This is a genomic window from Fulvivirga marina, assembly GCF_016775155.1.
GTDB lineage: Bacteria > Bacteroidota > Bacteroidia > Cytophagales > Cyclobacteriaceae > Fulvivirga > Fulvivirga marina.
On sequence record NZ_JAEUGD010000066.1, the window covers coordinates 811,674 to 838,035 of the forward strand.

At 40.3% G+C, this 26,362-nt stretch carries 12 protein-coding genes; all 12 read right to left on the reverse strand.

Annotation, left to right across the window (positions count from 1 at the left end; all coding sequences use genetic code 11):
- Window positions 1-9: 9 nt before the first annotated feature.
- The 12 genes from JMN32_RS23615 to JMN32_RS23670 all read right to left on the reverse strand — a co-directional run bounded on the left by JMN32_RS23615 (window position 10) and on the right by JMN32_RS23670 (window position 26,362).
- Window positions 10-876, reverse strand: coding sequence for a sulfotransferase family 2 domain-containing protein (locus tag JMN32_RS23615; RefSeq protein ID WP_202858852.1), 867 nt, complete (start codon window positions 874-876; stop codon window positions 10-12).
- The gene (locus tag JMN32_RS23620; protein ID WP_202858853.1) at window positions 854-1,744 is read right to left on the reverse strand and encodes a sulfotransferase family 2 domain-containing protein; all 891 of its coding nucleotides are present in this window, start codon (window positions 1,742-1,744) and stop codon (window positions 854-856) included. The genes JMN32_RS23615 and JMN32_RS23620 overlap by 23 nt, the downstream gene beginning before the upstream one ends.
- Before the next feature lie 14 nt (window positions 1,745-1,758).
- Window positions 1,759-2,904, reverse strand: coding sequence for an acyl-CoA dehydrogenase family protein (locus JMN32_RS23625; protein WP_202858854.1), 1,146 nt, complete (start codon window positions 2,902-2,904; stop codon window positions 1,759-1,761).
- A 14-nt stretch (window positions 2,905-2,918) separates the two neighbouring features.
- Window positions 2,919-3,173, reverse strand: coding sequence for an acyl carrier protein (locus tag JMN32_RS23630; protein WP_202858855.1), 255 nt, complete (start codon window positions 3,171-3,173; stop codon window positions 2,919-2,921).
- 43 nt (window positions 3,174-3,216) lie between these two features.
- Entirely contained in the window at window positions 3,217-4,287 is a 1,071-nt protein-coding gene (locus JMN32_RS23635) for an HAD-IIIC family phosphatase (protein ID WP_202858856.1), read from the reverse strand.
- Window positions 4,288-4,564: 277 nt separating this feature from the next.
- Window positions 4,565-5,098 carry a UpxY family transcription antiterminator gene (locus JMN32_RS23640; protein WP_202858857.1) on the reverse strand — a complete coding sequence of 178 codons (534 nt, stop codon included), beginning with the start codon at window positions 5,096-5,098 and terminating at the stop codon, window positions 4,565-4,567.
- Between the two features lie 669 nt (window positions 5,099-5,767).
- Window positions 5,768-7,441, reverse strand: a complete 1,674-nt coding sequence (locus JMN32_RS23645) for a M1 family metallopeptidase (protein WP_202858858.1) — start codon at window positions 7,439-7,441, stop codon at window positions 5,768-5,770.
- A gap of 20 nt (window positions 7,442-7,461) precedes the next feature.
- Window positions 7,462-13,077 (reverse strand): non-ribosomal peptide synthetase, encoded by a 5,616-nt coding sequence (locus JMN32_RS23650; RefSeq protein ID WP_202858859.1) that lies wholly within the window; start codon window positions 13,075-13,077, stop codon window positions 7,462-7,464.
- Window positions 13,074-22,772 carry a non-ribosomal peptide synthetase gene (locus tag JMN32_RS23655; protein ID WP_202858860.1) on the reverse strand — a complete coding sequence of 3,233 codons (9,699 nt, stop codon included), beginning with the start codon at window positions 22,770-22,772 and terminating at the stop codon, window positions 13,074-13,076. The genes JMN32_RS23650 and JMN32_RS23655 overlap by 4 nt, the downstream gene beginning before the upstream one ends.
- A gap of 99 nt (window positions 22,773-22,871) precedes the next feature.
- Window positions 22,872-25,265, reverse strand: coding sequence for an ABC transporter permease (locus JMN32_RS23660; RefSeq protein ID WP_202858861.1), 2,394 nt, complete (start codon window positions 25,263-25,265; stop codon window positions 22,872-22,874).
- The gene (locus tag JMN32_RS23665; protein ID WP_202858862.1) at window positions 25,255-26,166 is read right to left on the reverse strand and encodes a glycosyltransferase family 9 protein; all 912 of its coding nucleotides are present in this window, start codon (window positions 26,164-26,166) and stop codon (window positions 25,255-25,257) included. Before JMN32_RS23665 ends, JMN32_RS23660 begins: the two co-directional genes overlap by 11 nt.
- Window positions 26,156-26,362: a hypothetical protein gene (locus tag JMN32_RS23670; RefSeq protein WP_202858863.1), complete on the reverse strand. Its 207-nt coding sequence runs from the start codon at window positions 26,360-26,362 to the stop codon at window positions 26,156-26,158. The genes JMN32_RS23665 and JMN32_RS23670 overlap by 11 nt, the downstream gene beginning before the upstream one ends.

Below are 26,362 nucleotides of genomic sequence, written 5' to 3' on the forward strand. Positions count from 1 at the left end.
TATTTTATATTATTCTTGGTTAATTAATGAATCTTGATAGGCACTTTCATATTCCAATAGTTCAAAATCACGTTTCAGGATATGTTTTGCCTTATTCCACAAATCTTCGTTATAGTATTGTGTAAAATGATCATGCTTTGACTTATTTCTATGCGGTAGCCTAATATCCAGATCCAACTGCTCGCAAACTTCATCAACATCTTCCATCAAATTCTCAAACCGCACAATTTTATCAACCAAGCAGCGTCCTTCTTCATCATATAGAAAATCCGAGACAGTTTGAAAATATACATCCCCAAAGAGATTGAGTTTTTGATTACTCATTCGAAACTCGTACAAGTAATGGATGAAAGATTCAAACGAATGAAACTTTTCAAAGTATTTACTCAGCATTATATCTTTTCGCTGCTTTAAAAAGAAGTACATGGACACTAGCCAATCATGTGGGTGCCTGACTACTGCAAACTTGTAATAGCCAGAAAAAACCTCTGATGACAATTGATGCTTTACTTCCTGCGCAGTATCATGATACATAAGCCTGGAGTATATCCTGGGGTATTCTTTATTGAGGTACGACAAAGCCAGCTTATTAAAAATTGCTGCCTTACCTCCGGTATAAATATAATTGAGCTTCTCAGTACCCCTTTTCGACAAGGTGTTCAACACCCATATCAGGCTTTGCTTCTCTAAGTAATTCAGATCTTCATGTTTGTGCTTTTTTTCCAGTTTCCGGAAAAGCCACAACATATGCTTTTTTGACCATCCTTTTAGATTAAGGTCGTAATGTATATATGGCAATAACGCATACGACAGGCTAATACCTGCAGCTTTGGGAACATGAAAAAATATAAATTTATGAGAGTGTGAGATTAGCATTTACTTGTTCTCTTTTTTGTTGTAAGCTTAGTTCCTCGGAGTACTTCAGAAGCTTCAAGTCTCTGTTCATGATAAATTTGGCTTTCTCATAAGTTTCATCAGTATAGTGATTCAAATAATGGTCATGTTTCGAACTGTTCTTATGAGGTAAATTCGCTTCGAAACCAAGGATTTTCCCCACCTTGGCAAAGTCTTCATGAATACTTTCCATTTTGATAATGTAGTCAACCATACAGTTATCGTTATCATCAAACAGGTAATCGGATAAAGTCTCCCAATATATCTCTCCAAAAATATTCTGAGTCTTACTATCACTCTTGCATCGATGCAGATAATCAATGTAACCTTCAAAAGAGCCTAACCTCACTATGTATTTATGTAAATAGGTCCCCTTCTTTTGCAGGCAGTAGTAATATAAAGAAACCAGCCACTCCAAAGGGTTTCTTACAACAGCGAACTTAAAATAATCATTAAATATCGATGTAGGTATTTTCTCTCGTACAGCCTTGGCCGTATCATGAAGTAAAAATTCAGAGTATACTTTAGGATACGTTTCATTGAGATATGATGGCGATAGTTTAGCAAAAATGCCTGGATCAGCATCATTATACATATCTGTAAACTGCCTGTCGCTTACCTTTCCAATATGACCTATAAGTTCATTAACGACACATGCCTCACCCTCCGACAAGCTTTCATGCGATGTTTTGTCTTTGATTTTTTCAAAGAAAGAAGCCACGAGCTCCTTCAACTCACCATCAATACAAAGGTTGTAATGAACGTAAGGTATTAATGCATGAGAAATACTGGACCCCGCCACTTTGGGTATATGTACGAAAATGAATTTATGTGAATGAGATATAAGCATTGCTGAATTATAAATTATTTATGAAACCTTGTCAGACCATGTCTGGCAATTACTTGCTGTAAGATCTGGGTAGAGCCTTCAATTACTTCAAAAACTTTAGCTTCCCTGTAGAGTTGTTCTACAATGAACTCCGTCGAAAACCCATTGGCACCATGTACCTGAAGGGCGTCATTAGCAACACTATTAGCTATTTTAGAAGCAAATTGTTTGGCAATAGTAGTTTGAATGGTAGCATCTTCATGCTGTTCCGCTCTAAGGGCGGCAGCCTTTGTGCAAAGTGCTCTACCTGCTTCTACATTGACTACGGCGTTAGAAATCATTTCCTGCACCAGTTGGTGGTTATATATACCTGTCCCAAACTGCTTTCGTTTCCTGGCATATTTTACCATAGCATGTAAAGCCTCCTGAGCAACCGCCAATCCTGCCCATGCTATGCTGTACCTGCCATGATCCAATGCTGTATTCACAATGTAAGCAAATCCCCCTCCTTCATTCCCCAACAAATGACTTTCTGGCACAAAAACATTATCAAACTCTATCTCCCCTGTATAAGCTGCTCTTCCAGCCATTAAATCCATTATTTGGCTTCTGCTTATACCTTCAGTATTACTATCTACCAAAAACGCGGAAACCTGATCCTCGCAAGATGCTATCACCAACAGTAGATCAGCTCTTGCTCCCATCGTTATCCACTTTTTCTTTCCATTGATCAGGTACCCCTTGTCGGCTTTGGTGTAGCTGGTCACCACATTTCTGGCATCTGACCCTATTGAAGGTTCAGAAAGAGCGAAAGCTGCCAAAGTATCCCCCGAAGCCATTTTCGGCAGAAACTTCTCCTTTTGTTCTATACTTCCCCAACGCAACAAACTCTCACCCACCAAGGAGCAGTGTACAGTCAGTACCGATCTTACCGCCGGGCTTACTCTGCCTATCTCCTCTGTTAACCGTCCGTAATCTAAAGGGCCTAATCCCAGTCCTCCATAGGCTTTTGGAAAGTTTCCGGCAAGGTACCCTTTATTAGCAAGTTTCTTAATTAAGGTTTCTGGAATAAGCTGCTCCTTATCAAACTCAGAAGTATAAGGCCTTATTTCTTTATCCACAAACTGTCTAACCCTGCCCACCTGAAAAGCAGCCTCTGTTTGTGCAACTGTCTCTGACATAGAATCTATTGTTATTATTCAGTTACGCCCAACTTTCGGTCAAGCAGCGCTATTATATTATTAACCGAACTGAAGTTTTTAATATCCATCTCGTCAGTTTCTATCTTCACATTAAACTCTGATTCAATATAGTTAAGCAGTTTCATAGCAAATAAAGAGTTTACATACCCTAGTTGAAATATGTTATCATCATCTTTAAGGTCCGCTTCATCCTCAAATACAATGAGGTTTGACTCGATAAACTGTCGAACTTGTTCTTTTTGATTCATATTGTATTTAAATTTTCCTCTTTTAGCTGATCCTATAACGTCGTTATTTGACCATAAGTGTTGAATTCTCTATAATATCTTCTGGTAATTCTACCTTGATGTAATGTGGAAATGGCTGAATCTGCGTAAGGTCATTCTCAAAAACGATATTACCCTGACCATCATTCTCCAGCTCAGAGAAATTGGAGAAACGATAAGTCACATACATCATCTTATTCCTGTCGGTTTGCTTAAAATCGGCCCGAAGCTTTTTACCCTCAGATTTTGCCTGGTTCATAATGTAAGTCATAAGTACTGTGCCTACGCTTCTGGAAAGCACCCTGCATGACATTAACATCATCTTCAAATGCCAGTGCCCTTCAGTAATTTCAACAAGCGCCAGACCTATTTTACCATAAGAACCGTATTTGTCCGTTAACTCACAGATATATAGCTTATGACCATCTGATGTCATATAGGATTGTAACTCCTCGTAACTATAAGTCCTTCCGGTAGCATTGAGTTGATTGGTTCTTTCAGTAAGTTCAACGGCTCGTTGTAGGTCTTCTTCCTTTGCCTCGCTTATAGCAAACTCCATATTCAACGTAGCCAAAAATCCCTCCTGAGGCCCTTTATACCCTTCCTCATCCTTCTTTCTTACCATCTCTTCCTGATACATCAACCTTCTTCTCCCTGAGTCTTCAGTGATGAAACGAGGTAGGAACCTCGGATTTTCAATAAGAGATTTGAAGTCAACCGCATCAAAGGTTTCTACTTCAGTGTGTACGCTACTCACCTCATCACGTTCAAACGGCTGATCGTCTATAAAGACGATTGTATCTATACCTATATTAAGGTTTTCCCTGATTCTTGAAATAGACCCAGACTTGGTATCCCAATGTATCTCAGGGTACAAAAAGTATTCACTAATACCAAATGTTTTTAGTTGCTCCCAGGCATCCTCATAGTTATTTTTACTGGCGATTGAGTGTAATATACCACGCCTGTCAAGTTCCTTTATAACTTCGATCAGGCCTGGCTTAAGTTTCACATCCTCGGGTTCCGTTAATACACCTTCCCAAATGGTATTATCCAGATCCCATACAATGCACTTTACTTCTTTGCTAAATGTCATTTTTCTAATTTTTAAAAAAGACCGAATTACAATTCTATACTTCTCTCACTAAGAACCAGAAGTCAGGATTAATAAACACTGACAATATCTCTTACTATTGATCTTCCGAACTTGACGCGTAACTGACTCGAAAAACATTTATCCTCATCTATCTAATAAACAACAATTAAGTTTTTTAAGCAGCACTTAATTTCAACAAGCACAGCTCCGCTCATTGAGTAACATAAGTCCTCACTAAGCATAATAAAGTTATTTAAATCCTGTAAATTATCCTATATCAAACTAAACGTTCCTTTAGGGTAGCTCTACTCTCAGAGCCTATATTCCTCAAATATCCAACAGATACAGAGGCAATAATATAGGAATTTACAGAACTAATTTTGACCGCTAACTTTCCATCTCCTCTATCTCCAACAAGCACTCCTTTGACTCCTTTAAGCAGCCCACTGGTGACCGTTACAGCTTCTCCAATGATAAAGCTTTTATGAGAAACAGCAAAATCTCGTCGGGCTAATTTCTTAATCAGTTCCACCTGCTCTGCAGATAGTGTATCAGGCTCACCATCAGTGGTAATCAACCTGATAAAGCCAGGCACGTTATAAAGCTTAATTAAGTCTTCTGCCCCATTTAGCGAAATAAATAAATAACTGGGAAAAACAGGCGTCTCAATTTTCTTTTTACGATCATGCCATTGCCTGAGTTCGATCTTCTTTGGTAAATAAGAGATAATACCTTTGGCTCTAAGCCTCTCATACACCTTATTTTCAAACCTTGTCCGAACGTATGCAACATACCACTTGCTAGGCTCCAATATGTAATTTGTTAAGGTTGTCAGAGTTGATTACTCTTCAAAGTTATACCTCCGAACAAAAAACAAAAAAGGTTTATATCAAAATATTTGACTTTCAAATATTTGAGGAATTTAATCCACAGTTGAAATATTTCGATCGAAGAAATAGACCCTCCATTATCAAATACAAGCCTTTTTTGCTTCAGGAAAACACAAAAAACAAAACTGTTTACGGTATCAATCGAGAGAACATACCATTAATTCATGAAACCTTGTGAGGTTATAATTGAGAATAAATCATGTAATAAAATTCACATTTTTTAACCATTTTCAGTCACAACAAACACCTCGAAGTATCAAATAGAACTTTCGATAGCCCAAATGAAGATTACCTTCGATTTGAACCATGTGCATAAACTTTCTGTTTTTGAAGAAAAATCACACCAAAGGTTCATCTTTTAAAATTCGCTATTTCTCTAACAGCCAGGACATACACTAGCTTTTTTATAGACCTAGAAAAGATCAAGGTAATCCATAAAGACCAACCAAAACAAATCTGTCTATCAGCTTATACTGTAATTAATACCCAGGCCGGAAGCAAGCCTTGACTTTATAAGAAAACCCCTTCTTGTTTACAGTCCTTTTTAAAAGTTATTGCTCAGGAAGGGATTAGTGATAAGCGGTGGAAGACTATAGCGTGCCGTTCACAAAATTGACATAGCCATTGTTTCTATCAAACTCAACCGTGTTGTTATCTTTCAACTCAATAGACTGAAGGGAGGTTGTAGGTCTGAGCCTAAGTGTATCGGAATTATGAATAACATTTAAATCAAGTTTAAATTCATTACCAACACCAACCCATTTATAATTTAAACTAACTTTATTTCTATTATTATTTTTATTATCAATTTTATAATACAATTCTGGGATTTTATAATTTTTAAGATAAGGATCAAAAAGCCATGTGTAATCTGAACCTGTATATGCATTTACATGAGCTAAAAAGTCATTGGTCCGTACTCCTTTGTATTGATTCTTTTTATAAAAAGATGCCAGCATATCAAAAAACAGAGCATCATCAGACATCTGATACCGTAATGTGTGCAATAGCATAGAGCCCTTACTATAAATATCTCCATCTTTCGAACTCACAAATGAATTGTAATTCACCCCGGATGGCTTTAAAATAGGCCTCTGGTTGTGTATGCCTCTTTTTTGAAAATTAAGAATCTTAAAGTACATGTCCTTTCCATACATATGCTCCATAAAAAGCGCCTCATTGTAAGTAGCAAACCCTTCATGCAACCATATGTCTCCATAGTCCGTGACACTCAAACTGTTGCCCCACCACTCATGCGCTATTTCATGGATCAATACACTGGAATAATCTACAAAGGTGTTTTTATAAGAAAGTCCTACCACAATAGCTGATTGATGTTCCATACCTACACCTTTGGGTAGCGGTGATTCAACAATTTTAAACTCATCATTCCAATACGGGTATGGGCCGTAAAGACCTTCAAAATACTGAAGAATATCCTTACACTGGTTGAAATATGTCTGTGCTTTTTTATAATGATAGTCTAACACATAAAAATGTAGCTTTTGGCTTTTTCCTCCACTTTCATAAGGCAGCTCAAGATGTTTGAATTTACCCACATTGAAAGAAAGGTTATAGACATTGATGGAGTTGGTCACCTTCCATTCAAAAGTTTCCTTTCCACTCGAAACTCGCTGTGCAACAAGTTGACCATTGGAAACTGCAACCAGACCTTGAGGTACTGTAATTGAAATTTTGGTGCTGTCAGCTTCATCCTCCAGATCGTATTTACAGGGTATGATCCAGTGAGCGCCTATACCTTGCGTAATGGAAGTTACCCAATGGTTATCCAGTGAATCCTTTTTCCAGTGAACAGGCCCCTTATCCAATAGTTTCGGAGGCTTGCCACTATAGAAAATCTCCAACTCTGACATTAAATTAATTTTCGCCTTTTCATTTAACAGCACTGTCAGAACATCTTTCTTGTGCTTCCATTTCACCTCTTTGCTCTGGTTATAAACGATCTTGTTGACTTTAAGATCACGGTGCAGGTCTACGAGGATATTGTCGATATCTTCATTGGCTTTGAAACGGATGGTCATGCTTCCGTCTATAAACTTTTTATCAGGATTAACATCAAGTTTTAGGTCATAATAATTTACATCATAACCTACCCAATGGATGTCATTTGCCTTACTGATATACTTTGCATCTGCCTTGGGGAATTTACCATCTTTAAAAGTCGTGTGGTATTTAATAAACGGCATGGTATTGCATCCCAAAAACAAGGCCGAAAAAACTAAAGCAATGAGTTGTATTTTCATGGTTAAAGTAATAGGGGTTTTTAAGTGATAATATGTGACTCTGACTGAAACTTGTGAGACCTTCTTGACATTAAGTCTGTAACCTCTTTAACATTCTCCGGCTGTAAGAGTCTATGGTGAGAAGTTTCAATGTAGTGACAATGAAAGCCCCCGGAAGTGAAGGGCCTCCATCTTTCCATCTCAGTGCTGTTAATATTAAGTGAAGCTTCAATAGCAATTATGTCTGCAGCAACACTCCCTGACGGGCTATATTTATTCAGCAACTGGTAATTGTGGTACACCAGCTTCTTAATTCTTTCCATATCAGGCAGCTTTATTTGTTCAAGCCATGCCTGAAGCTCTCTTTCAAGAATTTTATCTATTTCACCTTGCTGTAACTGGCTGTTCCCGCGTCCCGTTCCACGGTCAATGATAAACAAGTCAACCGTGTAACCAAGGCTCTCCAGAATCTTGGTCATTTCATATGCCACCGGCACTCCCATGGAATAACCGGCTACGATTACATGCCTTGGATCTCTGTTGATACGCACTATTTCATCAGCCATGGAGCTGGCCATCTCTTCTATACTTATATCAAAGGTGGCTTCATGATCAAAACCTTTATATTGCAGGCCATAGATATTGAACTGTTGTTCAAGATGCCTGGCCAAGTTCATAAATACGGTAGAGGAACCAATGATTGGCGGCACAAAAAAGATCTCCGGACGATTATCAATAATACTACCGAGTTTGCAAAGCAAATCTTTAGATTGATTATTCTGCTCAAGTACAAGCGCTAACTCACTAATCGAAGCATTGTTAAACAAGTCTTTAAGTGTGAGATCATAGCCCAGCTCCTTATACACGGCAGAGATGATCTGTGTGGCTTTGATTGAGTTTCCTCCACTTTCAAAGAAGTTATCGTCAGTACTAACTGAGGTTTTTAAAATATTTTGCCAGATTGTTAACAAGCTCCTTTCAAGCTCATTTTTTGGTTCCTTTACCTGTTTGCTTTTATGAGATGCTATCTTTTCTTTTTGGAGTAGCTTCCTGTCTACTTTACCAGAAGGTAACAGCGGCAATTCGTCAAGCTTAAAGAAGTAGGTAGGAATCATATAGACTGGTAATTTACCTTTCAGATAGTTTTTAAACTCATAGCCTCTGCCTGTCTTTTCTGACATCATAGGAGGCAATGGAAGTGCCTCTTCGTCTATTTTTCCATTGACAGTTTTAGGAAAATCATCCACCTTGATAAAATAAGCAGGAACCATATATGGGGGCAATTTACCTGATAAAGCTTCTCTTAATTCACCTGTATCCGGCTCATTTTTAGAAGAAATGAAGTAAGTCACCAGCTGCTTTACATCATCCCCATCAACTTTTGTTGTGGTATAGGTATTTGCCGCAAAGCCCAGTTCTTTCAATGCGTGATCAACGGCCATAGGTTCCACCCTGTACCCTCTAACTTTGGCCTGTCTGTCTTTCCTGCCACAAAACACCAGTAATCCCTGATCATTCTTACGCGCCAAATCTCCGGTTCGGTACATTCTACTTTCACCAAAAGGGTTAGGAAGGAAGTTTTCATGAGTTTCCTGTTCTCTATTCAGGTACCCTCGGGTTACCCCCACACCAGCAATATACATTTCTCCTACTTCGCCATGAGCAACGGGCTTCATTTGATCATTCAAAAGGTATATCTGGTGATTTGGAATACTCTTTCCTATCACATTGCTCATTGATGTATGCACTATCCGGGCAAAAGAGGCACAAACCGTAGTTTCTGTAGGACCATATGTATTATATAGCTTTACTTTATCTACAAGCTGATCAATAAATGAGGGTCTGAGCTCATCTCCTCCACTTATAATAATTTCAGGGAGCACGGTCAACTCGTCTACTCTATTGTTGATTTCATTGACTACCAGTGGAGTGGTACTTAAAACAGCGTGGGGGTAAGTATTGATAGCATCTATGATGGCATCAATATCACGTCCTCCATTGGGCAGCACTATAAGAGTTGCCCCCGTACACAACGTAGGAAATATCTCTTCTACAGCGGTATCAAAGGCAAGGGATGATTGTTGGAGCACACTGTTTTTAACTTCAAGCTGAAAATACGCTTTAAAAGTGCTTATGTAATCAACAACAGAACGGTGCTCCACCATTACTCCTTTGGGCTTGCCTGTAGTACCAGAGGTATAACATACATAGCAGAGGTCTCCATCATTAGCGGTATTAAATGAGTGATCTTCCTCATCGGTTTCAGGCACTGTACCATCATAGACTAAAACAGGAACGCCCTCCATACCTCTAGTTCTATTTTCCGTATCGCTAATTAATAATTTGGCCTCTGTATCAGCGAGTATGTAATTGAGTTGAGCATCAGGGGTCGACGGATCAACAGGAACGTACACTGCTCCAACTTTGATCAAAGCAAGGATAGCCACTATGGTATTCTCCGACCTGTTCATTAATATACTTACCAGATCACCTTTGCCTACCTTTAGCTCAAGCGCCAGGTATTTGGCAAGCTTATTCACCTCGGAATCAAACTGTTCGTAGGTTAATTGTTCGCCTTGTGAGATTACAGCAATTCGATTGGGGTAAAGTTGTACTGCCTCATCAAACATCTGCATTATGCTTGAACCATGTTCAACAGGTTGTATCTCGTCCTCAAAACCTTCAGCGTCTTTTATCTCAACCGGTAAAGGTGCGGGGGAAGAAGTATCCACCTTAGTGCTTTTCTCTACATAAAACGCCACAAGGTGATCATTATCGTAATCATCCTTTTTTGGAACAACAGCCACTTCTTGTATTGCAGGGTGCCCCAACAGTGCTGTTTCTATTTCCCCTGGTTCAATACGCGCCCCCCACAAACTTAGCTGATTGTCAAACCTTCCTAAGTATTCTATCATCCCGCTTTCATTCCACCTGCCGCGATCTCCTGTTTTATAAAGTCTTGCATTAGCTACTCCCGAATGTTCATCCGCAATGAACCTTTCATTTGTTTTTTCAATACTGTTTAAATACCCTTCGGCAAGAGCAACCCCACCAATGGCTATTTCTCCTGCAACACCGACAGGAAGAAGCTGAGCCTTTTCATCAATAATGTACAGCTTTACGTTTGGCAGGGGTTTACCAATCGGTATTATATCATCATCTGCTTTGGCCTCATAACAGGAAACTTCAATTGAAGCTTCTGTAGGTCCATAGAGGTTAATCAAAGGAATGTTCATTACGGCGTAATACCTCTTCACTGTTTCTTTCAGCAATGCCTCCCCGCTGGAGAATACAAACCTCAAAGATGAACTAAGTGCATCGAGATTATCCAGCCCGAGAAACTGATTTAAAAGTGTTGGCGAAAAGTGTACGTATGTGATCCCATACTTCAGGATATTATTGTAAACTCGTTCTGAAGAGTTATCATCCGCAATAAACAACTTGGCTCCATAGCAGAGAGGCATATACAGCTCCCCAATGGAAACATCAAAAACATAGGGTGTTTTTTGATAGATCAGATCTGCCTCAGAAAAGTTATAAGCATTCCAAAGCCAGCTCATTCTATTGATCAACCCCCTGTTCTTAATAAGAACACCTTTTGGCTGTCCGGTGGAACCTGATGTGTAGAGTATTGCAAATATATCATCTGGAAGAACCTGCACCTCAGGGTTAGCCGGCTCGTGCTCACCAACACCAGAGCAAATCATTGTAAAATCAATGCCTTTAATCTCAGTATTAATTTTCTGCATGCACTGCTCAATCTGTTCATCACAAATGATCAATTTGGGTTTTGCATCATCTACAATGTACTGCATCCTTTCCTGTGGGTAATCCGGATCAACAGGCACATATACTATTCCTAATTTAATAAGCCCGACTAAACATATAAGTCTGTCAACATCAGGGCGCATAACTACCACTACATGGTCATGTTTATGTAGCGAATAGTTATCTCTGACCCTTTGGGCAAATTGATTTGCGGCCTGATTTATTTCCCTGAAAGTGTAACTCTTGTACTCAGAAACCACGGCTACCTGATCGGGTCGCTTCTCCGCCTGTGCCTCGATCAGGGATTTAATGCTTGTTTCATATTGTATGCTGCTATCCTGGCAGTTAAATTGCTTTGAGATCTGCTGCACCTCACCCTCTGTTAGCATACCAATCCTCTCAATCGGCAGATCAGGGTTTGTTGCAATGTTTTGTAAAAGCATGCGAAGATGACCGGCCATCCGCATCATTTTCTCTTTTTTAAACAGTCCTTTGTTGTAGTTAATGATTACTCCCAGCGACTGATTTTTGTCTCTGATAAAAGAGAAAGTAAGGTCAAATTTATTGACTCCGTTATCAACACTTTCTATGGTGTCTGACGTTTTTTTATCTGCAGAACTAATGTATCTCGAGGAGTCGACATAGGAAAGCATTACATCAAACAAGGGATTCTGGTTAAGATTCCTTTTTACGTTAAGTTCATCAACCAGAAGATCAAACGGATAATACTGGTGTTCAAAGCCCGCAAGTACTACATCCCGTACACTTTTCAGAAACTCAGTAAAGCATGTATTTTCTGCAATGTGGTTTCTTAAAACTATGGTATTGCCATAGTATCCAACCTGATTTTCCAGTTCTGGGGTATCTCTGCCTGTTACAGGAGTCCCTATAAGGATATCTTTTTGATTGGTATACTTATGCAATAAAACATTGACTATACCCACCAGTACAGTAAACAAAGTAGAATCATGCTTATTGGCCAACCCGGTCAATTTCCTGACATGATCGCTTCCTATATCAAATGAAACGGCACCTCCCTGATAGTTTTTAACTTTCTCCCTTTTACTGTCCACGGGCAATTCAATTTCTAGAAGCTCCCCTGAAAGGTTTTGCAGCCAGTAGTTACGGGATTCATGAAGTTTACCTTCTTTTAACTGCTTTAGTTGCCAGGATGTATAGTCCTTATATTGAAATGCCAATGGAGGTAGAAACAGTGATTTACCGTCTTTAAAATGGTAATAATACTCCAGAAAATCATTCAAAAGAACCTTCATGGACCACTCATCTGTAACGATGTGATGGAGAACCAATATTAAAACGAAACTATCGTCAGGTCGCTCTACCAATGTTGCTCTGACGGGGGAAACGCTCAAATTCAAAGGTTGAAACATCTCTTGCTTTACCAGCTCATCAATATCTGTTTCTGACCTTTTTGACCTTTCAATAGCAAAATTGAAATCTTTTATCTCATGTACTTTTTGCCGAGGTTCCCCTTCGATAGTATGAATGGTGGTGCGTAAGACCTCATGTCTATCCAATAGTTTATCAAAAGCACGTTCAAATGCATCTATGTCTAATGAGGAAAACGAATATACCACCGGCACGTTATAAACGCCGTCCACCTCAACGACCTGATCCAATATCCAAAGTCTGCGCTGTGCAAAGGAAATAGGATAATGATCCTGCTGCTTAACCTGGCTTATTACATGCTCAGGTTTACGCACCTGATTAAAGAAATCCAGAATTTCACTTTTCTTTTCCTTGATCTCATTTAATATTTTATCGGTCAGATCCTTTTTAGATGCTTTGATCTTCATGCTTCCCTGGTCAACGGAAAGAATAATGTTGTGATTATTCCTTAATGACGTAATAAACTGATCAATTCTCATAGTGTAAACTCGATAATATCGTCCTGACTCTCAGAATGTATTTCTATCTGATTCGCCGTAATAATGTAATCCGAAAGGTCCTTTATAGTCTGTTTGTTAAATATTTCTCTCACGGGTACATGCACCTTCAATTCTCTATACACCTTGTTTACCATCATGGTAGCAAGCAGTGAATGCCCCCCTAGTTCAAAAAAGCTTCGTGTCACGCTTATTTTATTTTCAGGCAGCCCCAATAGACCAGACCATATGGTCACTAAGGTTTCCTCAATATGATTTGAGGGCTCCTCGATGTACCCTGAAATAGCAAACTCAGGATGCGGCAGCGCTTTTTTATCTATTTTCCCGGTCTGCGTCAGTGGCATCTCTTCCAGATACACATAGTATGATGGTAACATGTAACCTGGTAAAGACGCCAGTAAAAAATCTCGTATTTCAGCAGTACTTACTTCCTGTCGGGCAGTGTAATAGGCCACAAGCACCTTTTCACCATGATGATCTGTAAGGATCACTTTTGTATTTATAATATCACTATGCCCTCCCAGACAATGTTCAATTTCTCCTAACTCAATTCTTAATCCTCTTATCTTGACCTGATCATCATTCCTTCCCATGAACATGATGTTACCATCCGGAAGCCACTTGGTAACATCTCCTGTTCTATAAAGTCTGTCTCCTTGCATGGCAAGGGTATTGGTTATAAATTTTTCCCTGGTGAGCGTTTCATTGTTAAGATACCCCACGGCCAATTGTTCTCCTCCAATGTAGAGTTCTCCGGTAACACCGACGGGTACAGGCTTCAAATCATCATTAAGTATGTATAGTTGAGCGTTAGCAACCGGCTTACCTATCGGCACTGATTTTAGCTCCTGATTGTCTCCTCTTTTAAACTCAAACATGGAAACAGTAACTGTGGCCTCAGTAGGCCCGTAGGTATTGAAGAACCTGCAATGCCTGCTCCACTCTTCAGCCAAATGGTAATCACAAACCTCCCCTCCAACTACCACTCTTCTCAGGCTGCCATGTACCCCTGGGGTAATGGTTTTTAGAAAACTAGGGGTAGTATGCATATGGGTGATTTCATTGCTTTGCAGGTATGATTCAAACAGCTCATGATCCAGCCTGTATTGATCCGGAAGCAACACCAGTGTGGCTCCGGTAGTTAAGGCCATAAATATTTGCTCAACCGAGGCATCAAAGGTAAAGTCACTGAACTGTAAAACCTTCTCACCTTCCTCCAATGGGTAAGCTTTGACCTGGCTTTCGATAAACTTATTCAGGCTATCATGTGCTATCACTACACCTTTGGGCTGTCCCGTGGAACCTGACGTGTATAACACATAGGCTGGCTGACTGGCAGATATTTCTACCCCTTTGAGGTCAGCCAAAGCTGACGGGTCAGCCAGGTTATTCATTTGTATGATCTCAATACCAGAACCTTCAAAATTAGCGAGATTACTATCTCCTATCACATGTTTAGCCTGTACATCTGTGATAATATATTCTATCCTTGACGCAGGATACATCGGAGATATAGGAAGATAAGCACAGCCTGCTTTCAGAACCCCAAGCATCGCCACGATCATATCCATATTTTTCTCATGGCAAATAGGCACTATTGTTCCTGGCTCTATCCCCAGATGGCTCAGGATATGCGCCACCTGGCTTGAACGTTCATCAAGTTGACGATAGGTCATTCTTGCATTATCATATACCAGAGCCATGTTATCAGGGGCCTGTAATACACTTGCAGAAAATGCCTCCAAAACATTATTAAAGGTTAACTTTGTAACTGGCTTTTGCTGTATACCGCTAAACTCATTGAGTAACTGATCCTGCTCCACCTGCTCCATGAAATCAATATTGCCCAATCTGATTTCCGGATTATGGCAAATAACATCGATGATATTTTCCATATATTTTGCAAAACGGCCTACTGTATCTTCTTCAAAAAGATCTGCATTATATATGAAGTTAAGGTGTATCTGGTCATCAGATTCAGTGGCAGATAAATTGAGATCAAACTTCGCCAATGGATTCCCCGCTCTAAATTGACCAATCTTAATATCTGACATCTCCACTTCAGTTTGTTCGAAGCTCTGATAAGAGAACATAACTTCGAATAACGGGTTTCTTCCCGGATCCCTCTCAATTCTGAGTTTATCCACCAGCTCTTCATATGGATAATACTGATTATCAAAATAAGCAACTACCTGATCCCTCATTTCACTGAGAAAATCTCTGTAAGTCAACTCCCTCTTAGGGAAACTGCGCAACGGTAATGTATTTACAAAAAGACCTACCACCTGCTCGATGTCAGTATGCTCTCTTCCCGCTACCGGAGTACCTATAACCAGGTCCTCCTGATTGCTCAACTTACTTAACAATACAGAGTACATCGATAGCAGGGTCATAAACATGGTACTTCCCTCCAACTGCGAGATCTGTCTAAGTTTATGTGTTGCTTCTTCGGACAGGTTGAAACCTACTACCCCTCCACGAGAACTTTTATACTTTGGTCGTTGATGGTCTGCAGGAAGTTCCAGCACAGGCACTTCATCTGAAAATACATTGAGCCAAAACTCTTGTTGAGCTGTCAGAGCTACTTTTTGTTCCTCCTGCTGTCTCCATTCCGCATAATCTTTATAAGTTAGCTTCACCTCGGGTAAGTCTTCACCATTGTACAGCGACACAAAATCTCTAAGCAGGATTTTTTGTGAGATACCATCACTGACAATATGATGAATATCAACCATAAGGAGGTGTTCATTATCTCTATCAGTAAATGAAACCAGACCCGCCCTGAGCAGTGAGCACTCGCTCAAATCAAATGGTCGGACGAAACTCTTTATCGCTCCTATGGCTTCATCATGCAGACATGTCTGGTACTTAATATTCAAATCAACGCTATCATGAACTTGCTGTACAATCTCTTCATCTACCTCAACAAATGACGTCCTGAATGCATCATGCCTGCTAATCAAAGACTGAAAGACGTACTCCATTCTTGCTCTATCCAGATCACCCTGTAGTCTGTACATTTGAGGCATATTATAAGTCACAGCACTTTTGTCGAACTGCTGGAGAAAATACATCCGCTGCTGAGCAGAAGACAACCTGTAATGAGGCTTCTTTCCTAGGACCGGAATAGGTTTATGAATTGTACTGTCGGATTCACGAATGTACTGACTAATTCCCCTAATATCCTGACGCTTGAATATTTCAGCCAATGGCACTTCAACCTGTAGAAACTTTTGTATGGCGTTGACCATAACCATCATTTTCAGGGAATGTCCACCTAGCTCAAAGAAGCTTTGATCAGTACTTATGGCTTTTCCATCAATCTTCAGCACCTCAGCCCATATAGCCACCAGTTGCCTCTCTAAATCATCCATTGGCTGCTGATGCCCCTCTGTGTTTACACTGGAAGCAGAAATTAGTTCTTTCTTATCTACCTTTCCGGTCTGCGTCAAAGGCATTTGACTCAAATGCACATAGTTGGAAGGTAGCATATAGGCAGGCAGACGTTCCAGCAGGAAGCTCCTTATATCGACAGGCATTAATTCACTACCAGAAACGTAAAATGCGGTTATGATTTTTTCACCATGATGCTCTGTTATTAATACTTTGCTATGCTCAACCTGAGTATGCTGCCCAAGGTGGTACTCTATCTCTCCCAGCTCTATTCTCAAGCCTCTGACCTTTACCTGATCATCATCCCTGCCGACAAAGAGTAAATTACCATCAGGAAGCCACTTCACAATATCACCCGTAGCATATAGTCTGCTGCTTTTAGTCTTATCAAAAGGGTTGGGGACAAACTTTTCTTCATTCATCAACTTATCCCTATTCAAATATCCTCTTGACAGTTGTGCTCCACCTACATAAAGTTGCCCGGCAACACCTACCGGTACCAGCTCCATCCGCTCGTCAAGTACATAAAATTGTGTGTTAGGTACAGGTTTACCTATAGGTACCGATTTTAAGCGGGGAGATAGATCAGCCTTAAATTCATATGCACAAACGGTAATGGTGGTCTCAGTCGGACCATATTTGTTAATGAAACGACAATGTCTACTCCAGGCTTTTGCTAAATCATACTCACAAATCTCACCTCCTACTACTACCCTCCTTAGACTGTCATAACTATCTGGCGAAATGGTCTTCAGGTAGCTAGGTGTGGTGTGAAGGTGTGTAATGCTATTTTTCCTCAGAAAAGATTTAAATTTCAAACTATTCAACCTGTCCTCTTCCGGAAGCAATACCAAAGCTGCCCCTGATGTAAGCGCAATAAATATCTGTTCGATAGAAGCATCAAATGTAGGATCACTGAATTGCAATATTCTTTCCTGATTCTCCAACCCATAGTATTTGATCTGGTTTGATATATAGTTGCTAAGGCTTCCGTGCTCAACCATCACTCCTTTAGGCTGCCCAGTGGAGCCTGATGTATAGGTTATATAAACCGGCTGCTCTGACCTGATTTTAGCATTACCCAACATAGATACTTCCGTATCCATTGGTGAAACCATCTCATCCAAAATGATCACTTTTGTTCCATCAATACCTCCCCCCTTGGTACTCTTTTTATTGCTAATTATACCTACAGCACCTGAATCTTGTAATATGTATTGTATTCTTTGCTTTGGATATTTTGACGATAAGGGCAGATAAACACAACCTGATTTGATCACACCTAAAATGGCTACAATCATATCAATACTCTTCTCTAAGTACACCGCCACTACTGACTCTTGCTTTAAGCCCGACTCTGCCAGGTAATGCGCAACCTGGTCAGATCGTTCATCCAGTTGCTGATAGGTAATAGTGTGTTTGTCATTATCTATAACGGCTATGCTTTGCGGCTCATGAGTTGCTGTCAACTTGAACGCCTCAACGACAGTTTCATAATCCACACTGGCGTCAGTGTTATTAAAACCCGATATAAGGTTTGATATTTCTTCATCACTAAGCAGTTCTGCCTGACGTACCGGAGTATTACATTCGGTAACGATATCATACAGAAGTTTTTCATAGTGATTCAGTAATTGGTTTATGGTATCCTCTCTGAAGAGATCCTTTCTGTAGACCATGCCCAATTGAATACCATCATCGCCTTCGTTCACTACAAGATTAAGATCAAATTTAGCCCTGCTCCTATCTGTACCGGCACGCTCAAGTGTCAGTCCTTCCAGAGTTATAGCCTCAGCCTGCGGTGTATTTTGCAGCGAAAACATAACCTGAAAAATCGCATTCTGATTGACGTCCCGCTCGACTTCCAGAGCATCAACTATCTTCTCAAAGGGCACCTCCTGGTTTTCATAAGCCTCCAATGTTGTTCGCCTGACCTGTTGAAGAAACTCTGAGAATGAGTGCTCTTCAGCTATTTGTGTCCTGAGTGGCAGGGTGTTAACAAAAAAGCCTATCAGCCCTTCAAACTCTTGTTGTAGCCTTCCCGCTATTGGCGTACCAATACATATATCTGTCTGGTTTGTGTACTTATAAAGCAATACCTTGAAAACTGCCAGCAGAGACATGAAAAGTGTAGCATCATGCTGTTTCGATAATTTATTTAACCCTTTAAGTATTTGTAGGGGCAGCTTTTTAGAAGCCACCGCACCGATAGCTCCGTGATGACGCGAACGCTCAAAATCAGTGGGTAAATGAAGTGTAGAAACATCTTCTAGTTTCGACTTCCAATACCCTATTTTTGCTTTCAGATTGTCCCCGGATAAATACGACCTTTGCCAAAGGGCATAATGGGCATAGGTACACTGTAAGGGTTTCAGTTTCGGCTTCTGTCCCTTTTTCAGACTATTATAGATTTCTACTAACTCATTGACCATTATAGATATTGACCATCCATCAAAAGCTATGTGGTGTAGCAAAAGCAGAAGCATATGATTTTGTTCAGATGACCTGATCAAAGTGACCTTAAGCATATAGTCTTTAGAGAGGTCAAATGGGGTTTTAATAAGGGAATTGATATAGGCATCTTTATCCTGTCCGTGCAGCTCAAACTCATCAACTTTGTTAATTGACCAGTCAGCAGCATCTTTAAAATGCTGATATCCTATACCCTCTTCTTCTTTGATCACGGTGCGCAACACATCATGGCGCTCTATGATGCTGACAAAGGCCTTTTGCAAAACATCAGTATCAAGTTGTCCTTTGACATGAAACACCCAAGGCATGTGATAATCCAAACTTCCCTGGAGCCTGTCTATAAACCAAAGCCGCTCCTGAGCAAAAGACAAAGGAACAGGGCCATCGATTTTTTGAGCGACTCTCACTTCATCTGTATCGCCCTTTTCCAGTGATCGTAAGTGTTTTGCCAGATCATTAAGCTTGGGATATTCAAAAACATCACCAATAGGCACTTTGATAGAGAGCGTTTTGCGAATGGCCGATACCACTCTGGTAGCCAGCAGCGAGTGTCCTCCAAGATCAAAGAAATCGCTTTCCGCACTTATCAGGTTTGCGTCCTGTCGAAGTAGCTCTGACCATATCTCCAACAATTTCAACTCTGTTTCACCGGCCGGAGCCACATATCGCTCAGACTCAATGGCACTTTCCGGCTCAGGAAGTTTGCTTCTGTCGAGTTTTCCGTTGGCATTAAGGGGAATATCTGACATGCTTACGTAAGCAGTGGGTATCATATACCCAGGCAAGCGTTTGGCGAGGTTGTTTCTAATCTGATCGCTGGTAATGTCTGACTTAGAAACATGGTATGCTACCAGGTGTGGTTCCCCATGAAGATTTTTTAAAGTCACACTGCACTTCTCCACTCCGGAAATTTGAGCTATAGCGTTTTCTACCTCGCCCAATTCTACCCTATAACCTCTTAATTTAACCTGATTATCCGCTCTACCTATAAACTCAATAGTGCCATCAGGTAAAACCCTTCCCATATCTCCTGACCTGTAGCTTCTTACAGCTGATTTACCTCCGGACTCTAAAAAGGCTTTTGCCGTCTTTTCACGATCACCCCAATATCCCAGTGCGAGATACTTACTATGGAATACAAGCTCTCCTTCTTCGTATACATCTGTCAACTCCAGATCAGGCCTTCTGATATCGACTCTGGTATGAGCAACCGGATAACCCACAGGTACATACCCCTTTCCTGTCTTTGTATTTTTATCTATAAAATATTGTAACGCCAGTGTTGACTCTGTTGGCCCGAGTCCATTAATCATCAGGCAGCTATCAGAGAAATGGCTTTTGTACCTTTCTACATCTTCCACCAATACAGGTTCACCACCCAATACGACCAATCGCAAGCTTAGACATGACGGTTTTTCCTTAAGCGTATCGGTAAAAAAACGGTAAACTGACGGTGTGGAATGGTAAATGGTAATTCCATGCTTATCGATAAGTTCGCCAAACCTGGAGAAATCATCATTTCTTATATCAAAAGGAAAAAGTGTTGCTCCGTTTAGCAAGGCTCCATATATGCTCATTTTGGATGCATCTGAGCAATAGTTCGACAGCCCGGTCAGTTTATCATCATGGCTTATATGCAAGGCATTGGTGTATGTTCTGCAAAAGTGTAAAGCATTGCGGTGAGACTGCATTACGCCCTTTGGCTTACCTGTTGAGCCTGAGGTATAAAGTATATAAGCCAAATCTGTCGGTTTCACCTCCACATCTTGGGCATAAGATGATATTGGCGCGGGCAGCTTATCGAGACTTATCATCCGTAAGCTTCTACCCACCTGCGATATTACCTCCTGAGCCAGTGCTTCATTTCCATGCTCAGTGACAATAGTATCCGCTTTGCTGTCATCAAGTATCTCAATAATTCGGTCTACCGGATACGAAGTATCAATAGGAACATAGGGCCGCCCAGCCTTAAGTACTCCCAGCATACCGACGATCATACTGGCTCCATGGTCAAACAACAGTGCCGCAGGCACCTGATCGTCCTGTACCAGACCATCCGCCAACTGATGTGAAAGCCTGTCTAATTCTTTATAGCTTATAGTATCCTCTTCTGTACAAATAGCAATATGGTGTCCATACTTCCCTGCAATTTCGGAAAACCTTCCATGTATCGTCTGGTTGATCTCTTCCTCTTCAAACGGATCAAAACTTTTCTTGACCTGAACTGAATTGGTGACATCTGGCAGTGTCGACTGACTAAAAATGTTAAATTCACCAATGTGCGTTTCGGGTGAGGATACAATCTGATTTACCAGCAATGCATACTGACTGAATACATATTCAATGGTTTCTCTTTTGAATAAGCCTCCATTATAAACACAATTCAGGTATAGTTTACCCTCGTATTCTCTGGCATAGAGATTAAGATCAAACTTGGCTGTCAGCAGATCATTGTCCTGGTATGAGTTGATCTCTATCCCTTCAAGGTGTCCGTAAGTATCTTGCTTAAAATTGATCAGGTTAAAGAACACATCAAAAAGAGGGTTCCTGTTCAGGTCTCTCTTAATATTCAGTTGTCCCAATAGATTTTCGAACTGATAATCCTGATTTTGGAACGCTTCTACAGTGTTATCACGAACCTCATGAAGAAACTGCATGAACGGCTTGTCATAACCTGGCTTATTCCTCAAAGCCAATGTATTTAAGAAGAGGCCTACTACATTTTGAAGGCCTTCGCGCTGACGGTTAACTACCGGAGACCCTACAATAACATCACTTTGTCTGCTCCAACGCGCTAAAACAACATTGTACGCTGCCAATAAAAATGAAAATAGTGTTACTCCCTGATGGGTAGCAATGAGATTTTTTACTTTGTCTGTAGTCTCTTTGTCGAGTTCAAACTGATAGCTTTCTCCTTTGGGGTTAAGTGCTGCTTTTGTTCTATCAAAATCGAGAGGAAGGTTCAATGGCTTCGACTCTGACAATTGCCTCTTCCAATAGGCTATTTTTTTATCAAAGTAACCTTCATCAAAGGTTTTACGCTGCCAAAATGCATAATCAGCATACTGCACTGTCAGTTCAGGCAATCTGACGGTTTTGTTTAAAACCATGGCATTGTATATCTCCTGAAACTCCCTGAAAAGTATAGCCATAGACATACCATCGCAGGCAATGTGGTGTACCGTCATGATGAGAAACACTTCCGAACCGGTGCGTTCCAGCAGATCTACCCGTAACATAAAATCCCGTGTAAGATCAAAAGGTTGTTTTTTCAGTCTCTCAATTTCCTGTTTTAACTTCTGTTCATCAAACTGCTGCCCCTGATGCAGGTTAATACTCCATGTGTCTGATGGCTGAGTTGCCTGGTATGCCGTTTCATCATTTATAATCAGGTAGGTACGGAGGGCTCTCTGCCTGTCAAGAAGTACCTTAAAGGATTTTTCCAGATACTCATAACTTACCTTTCCATTAAGCTTAAACACGGATGATACGTGGTACTGCGATGAACCTTCCAGTTGATCAATAAACCAAATCCTTTCCTGGGCAAAGGACAAGGGAGCTTGCGAAGGGTTATAGCCTCCGGAATTGATAATTTCTGTTATTTCAGGTACGGGCTTTTCTGTGGTATATTCTTGAAAATACCTTTTGAGCAATGATTGCTCAGCTTTAAGTCTTTGTATAAAACTTTCATTTAGTTTCTCTCCCTTGGGCACTTTAATAGATAGCTCATCATTCTCATATAGTATCTTCACCCCCAACTCGTTAGCTTCCCGGAGAATATCTATTACAGTAGAAAAATTAAATTCTGACATTTTATACTTTGACTATTTTTTATTCAATGACTAAACCTGTCAAGCTTATGCTCAACAACTCACAACTTTTATCAAAAAGGGCCTCTCAAAAAGAGACCATTACTCATGCTTCAAACTGATAACCGGATTTTGTCTGGCTGACTTAACGGTATGAAAGCTTACAGTAAGCAGAGCTATTAAGAGTGTAAATATTCCTCCTAGCAAAAAGGCCCACCAGGGAATGTTTATTTTATAGACAAATCCTTGTAACCAGGTATCAGCGGCATACCACGCTAAAGGAGAAGCAAGTATGAATGCAAGTATTACCAGTATCACGATCTCTTTGGTCAATAACCCAAGTACACTGGTTGTGGAAGAGCCCAGTACTTTTCTTATCCCAATCTCCTTGGTTCTCTGTGCCATGCTAAAGGCGGAAAGACCCAATAACCCCAGACAGGAAATGATAATGGCGATCAGGGCTAAACTGATAAATAGTTTTCCGAATCTCTCTTCTGCTACGTATTGAGCATTGTAGTCCTCATCAAAGAAAAAGTATAGGAAGGGCTTATTGGGTATAAGCTCGCGCCACTCTTTTTCAAGAGCTTTCATGGTACCGGCAATATCGTTACCCTGCAGATCAAAAGACATAAAGGTGAATAGCCCGGGTAATATTCTGATGGTCAGTGGCTGTACTTTGTTATGGAATGACTCAAAATGAAAGTCTTTAACCACACCTATGATCAATCCGGTATCACGTCCCTGGCTAAATTCTTTTCCTATTACATCTTCTGGATTATCATACCCCAGGCTTTCTACCGCCGACTCATTAAGGATCATGGCCTCGCGCAAGTCTGTAGCAAAGTCTTTAGAGAACCCGCGGCCTGCTATAACTTCTATACCGTACTGTTGTAAAAAATTATAATCAACAAAATAAACGTCTGACAAGAAGCTTTCTGTCTGGTTATTAATATCAGGTATCTCTGTATCGAATTTTCGATTGACTCTACCGGGTATAGCTGACGATATAGACACCTGCTCTACTCCCTGAACGGTACTAAACTTTTGTTTCAGGGACTCTTCATGTTCAATTACGCTTTTATCAAAGTGAAAATCCACAACCAGTTTCCTGTTCTTATCAAAGCCTAAATCCTGATTTTTCATGTAATCAAGCTGTGAATAAACCACAACCGTAGAAATGATAAGGATGATAGAGATAGCAAACTGCATGATCACAAGAGCCTTTCGAAGACCACTCCCTTTTGTGCCAGAAACCTGGGTCCCTTTCAGGCTACTGATCGGGTTGAAGCCAGATAATACTATCGCAGGGTATATGGCTGAAACTACACCACTGAGTACGGCAATGAAAAACAGCATAAGCACCTGCTTGTAGTTATCGAGGATATTGGTACTGATCTCTTTGCCTATAATTTGATTGAAAGTAGGCAGCAGAAGTGCCGCTATTACAAGTGCCAGCACGAAGGCTATCATTGAAAAGTATAGTGCGTCTGAAAGGAATTGAAAAACCAATTGCTCCTTCTGTGCTCCCAAAGCCTTTCTCACTCCTATTTCTTTGGCCCTTTTTACTGACATGGCAGTAGAAAGATTAATGAAATTGAAGCAGGCAATAAATAGTACTAAGCCTGCTACGATAGAAAATATGTATATCTTGTCAATGTCACCTGTTACAGCTGAACCATAACGGCTACCTCTTGGAAGTGCATGCAGATAAAGGTCTTTTAAGGGTTCAATGAGATAAGTATAAGTTACACCCTCTTTTTGAATGTACTTTTCGGGATACTCTTTCAGCTTTGCATTAAAAGCTTCGGCATCTACCTGCTGATTGAATAACAGGTAGGTGTAAAACCCAAAACGTGTCCAGTTATTATTCATTCTGGGGTTCCACTCCTGTAGCAGGGTAGTCATTGATAACAAAATATCGACTTTGAAATGCGAGTTCTCAGGCATATCCTCAAAGACAGCGGTAACCTGGGCAGGCTCAGTTCCATCCAGCATCAATGTTTTACCTATACAGTCAGTTGTTCCAAAATTTCTCATGGCAGCTGACCTGGAAATGGCCAGACTAAAAGGCTTTGTCAGGGCTGTTTTAGGGTTTCCATGAACAAATGAAAATGTAAATACAGTGAACATGGAAGAATCTGCGTAGGCAATATTCTCTTCTGTATATTGATCTCTTGATTCATTTTTCAGGATCAGATAATCAAGAAATACCCTGGCAAATGACTCTACCTCGGGAAATTCATCAGTTATCATTGGTCCCATCGGAGCTGAACTGCTCTCGTTAGTCACTCCGGTGGGATTCTCTATATCTGTTACCAGTCGGTATATGCGATCAGCATTGTCATGGTATCGATCATAGTTAAGCTCAAAATCGATAAAAATAAATGCAAAAAAGCATACACATATCCCAACAACCAGTCCTGTCAGGTTAATGATTGAAAAGCCAATATTATTCTTAATAAACTTAAAAGACGATTTGAAATAGCTAAACAGCATATTGTTGAGTTTTATGAAGGTTTAAGTTATTTTTCTCCATCTGAGAGACCAGGGCCCCCCTTACTTCTTCTACCGTGATGAGTTTCATGCATTCATGATTGTAAACACAGCGATATTTCCAAAGGTAATAGTAGCAAGGCGAGCATGGCACATTCTTATAAATATTGATGTTGTTGCTATGACCCCAAAACACCGGACTGGAATCTCCAAACAATACAACTCCGGGTGTACCGAAAGCATTAGATACATGAGACATACCTGCATCCACGCCAATAAATCCGTCTGCCTGACTCATCAGTGAAAATGCTTCTCTCAGAGTTGTCTTGCCTCTCCAGTCAATAGCCCCCTCCACTTTGGCTTCATCTTTAAAACCAATTTGTATAAAAGTATATTCAGGCAAAGATTTTACCAGTTCGTTCCACTTTTCAATTTCCCAAAGGTGGTTTGGTGCTACTCTGGAATGAACGTGCATTAACACTACCTTCTTATACTCCTTAAGCTTTTCTTTTGCCCAGGCTTGCTCCTCGGCCAGTAGATAAATTTCATTATCATCCTTTTCCAAGGTAATATCAAATATATCAGCAGCGATATGTTTAATGCTTTTCGAATATAGGTTTGGAGGATCTACATGCTGAAAAGAAAATACGGTATAATTAACCAGTTTCTTATTAAACAAATAAGCATACAAATGGTATGGGTACTTCCACATAGATTTCCAATGCAGATAACGCAGAGAATCAATATGAGGATTATTGGCCAGCACCTCTAAATGATTCTTTTTCATACAATATACGACTATATCTCTTTCCGGATCCTGTTCTTTCAAGGCTCTGATAGTAGGTGTGCAGACCAAAACATCGCCTATACCTCCCCATGAAATAAGTACCAATTCATTCCTCATTGATCACCCATTTTAATTGGTCTATTACCATACTATTTACTCTTTTTTCAACATCAAGAAACCTGCAAATTCTCTCATTCCTTTGAAAAAAGGGCTTATTGAGCTGATCGTTGATCCCTTCATTGATCTTATCAAGCCTTTGTTGAAAATGGGCTATTCTTTCTTTAACTTCTTCTGTGTCCTTATGATTTTTCAT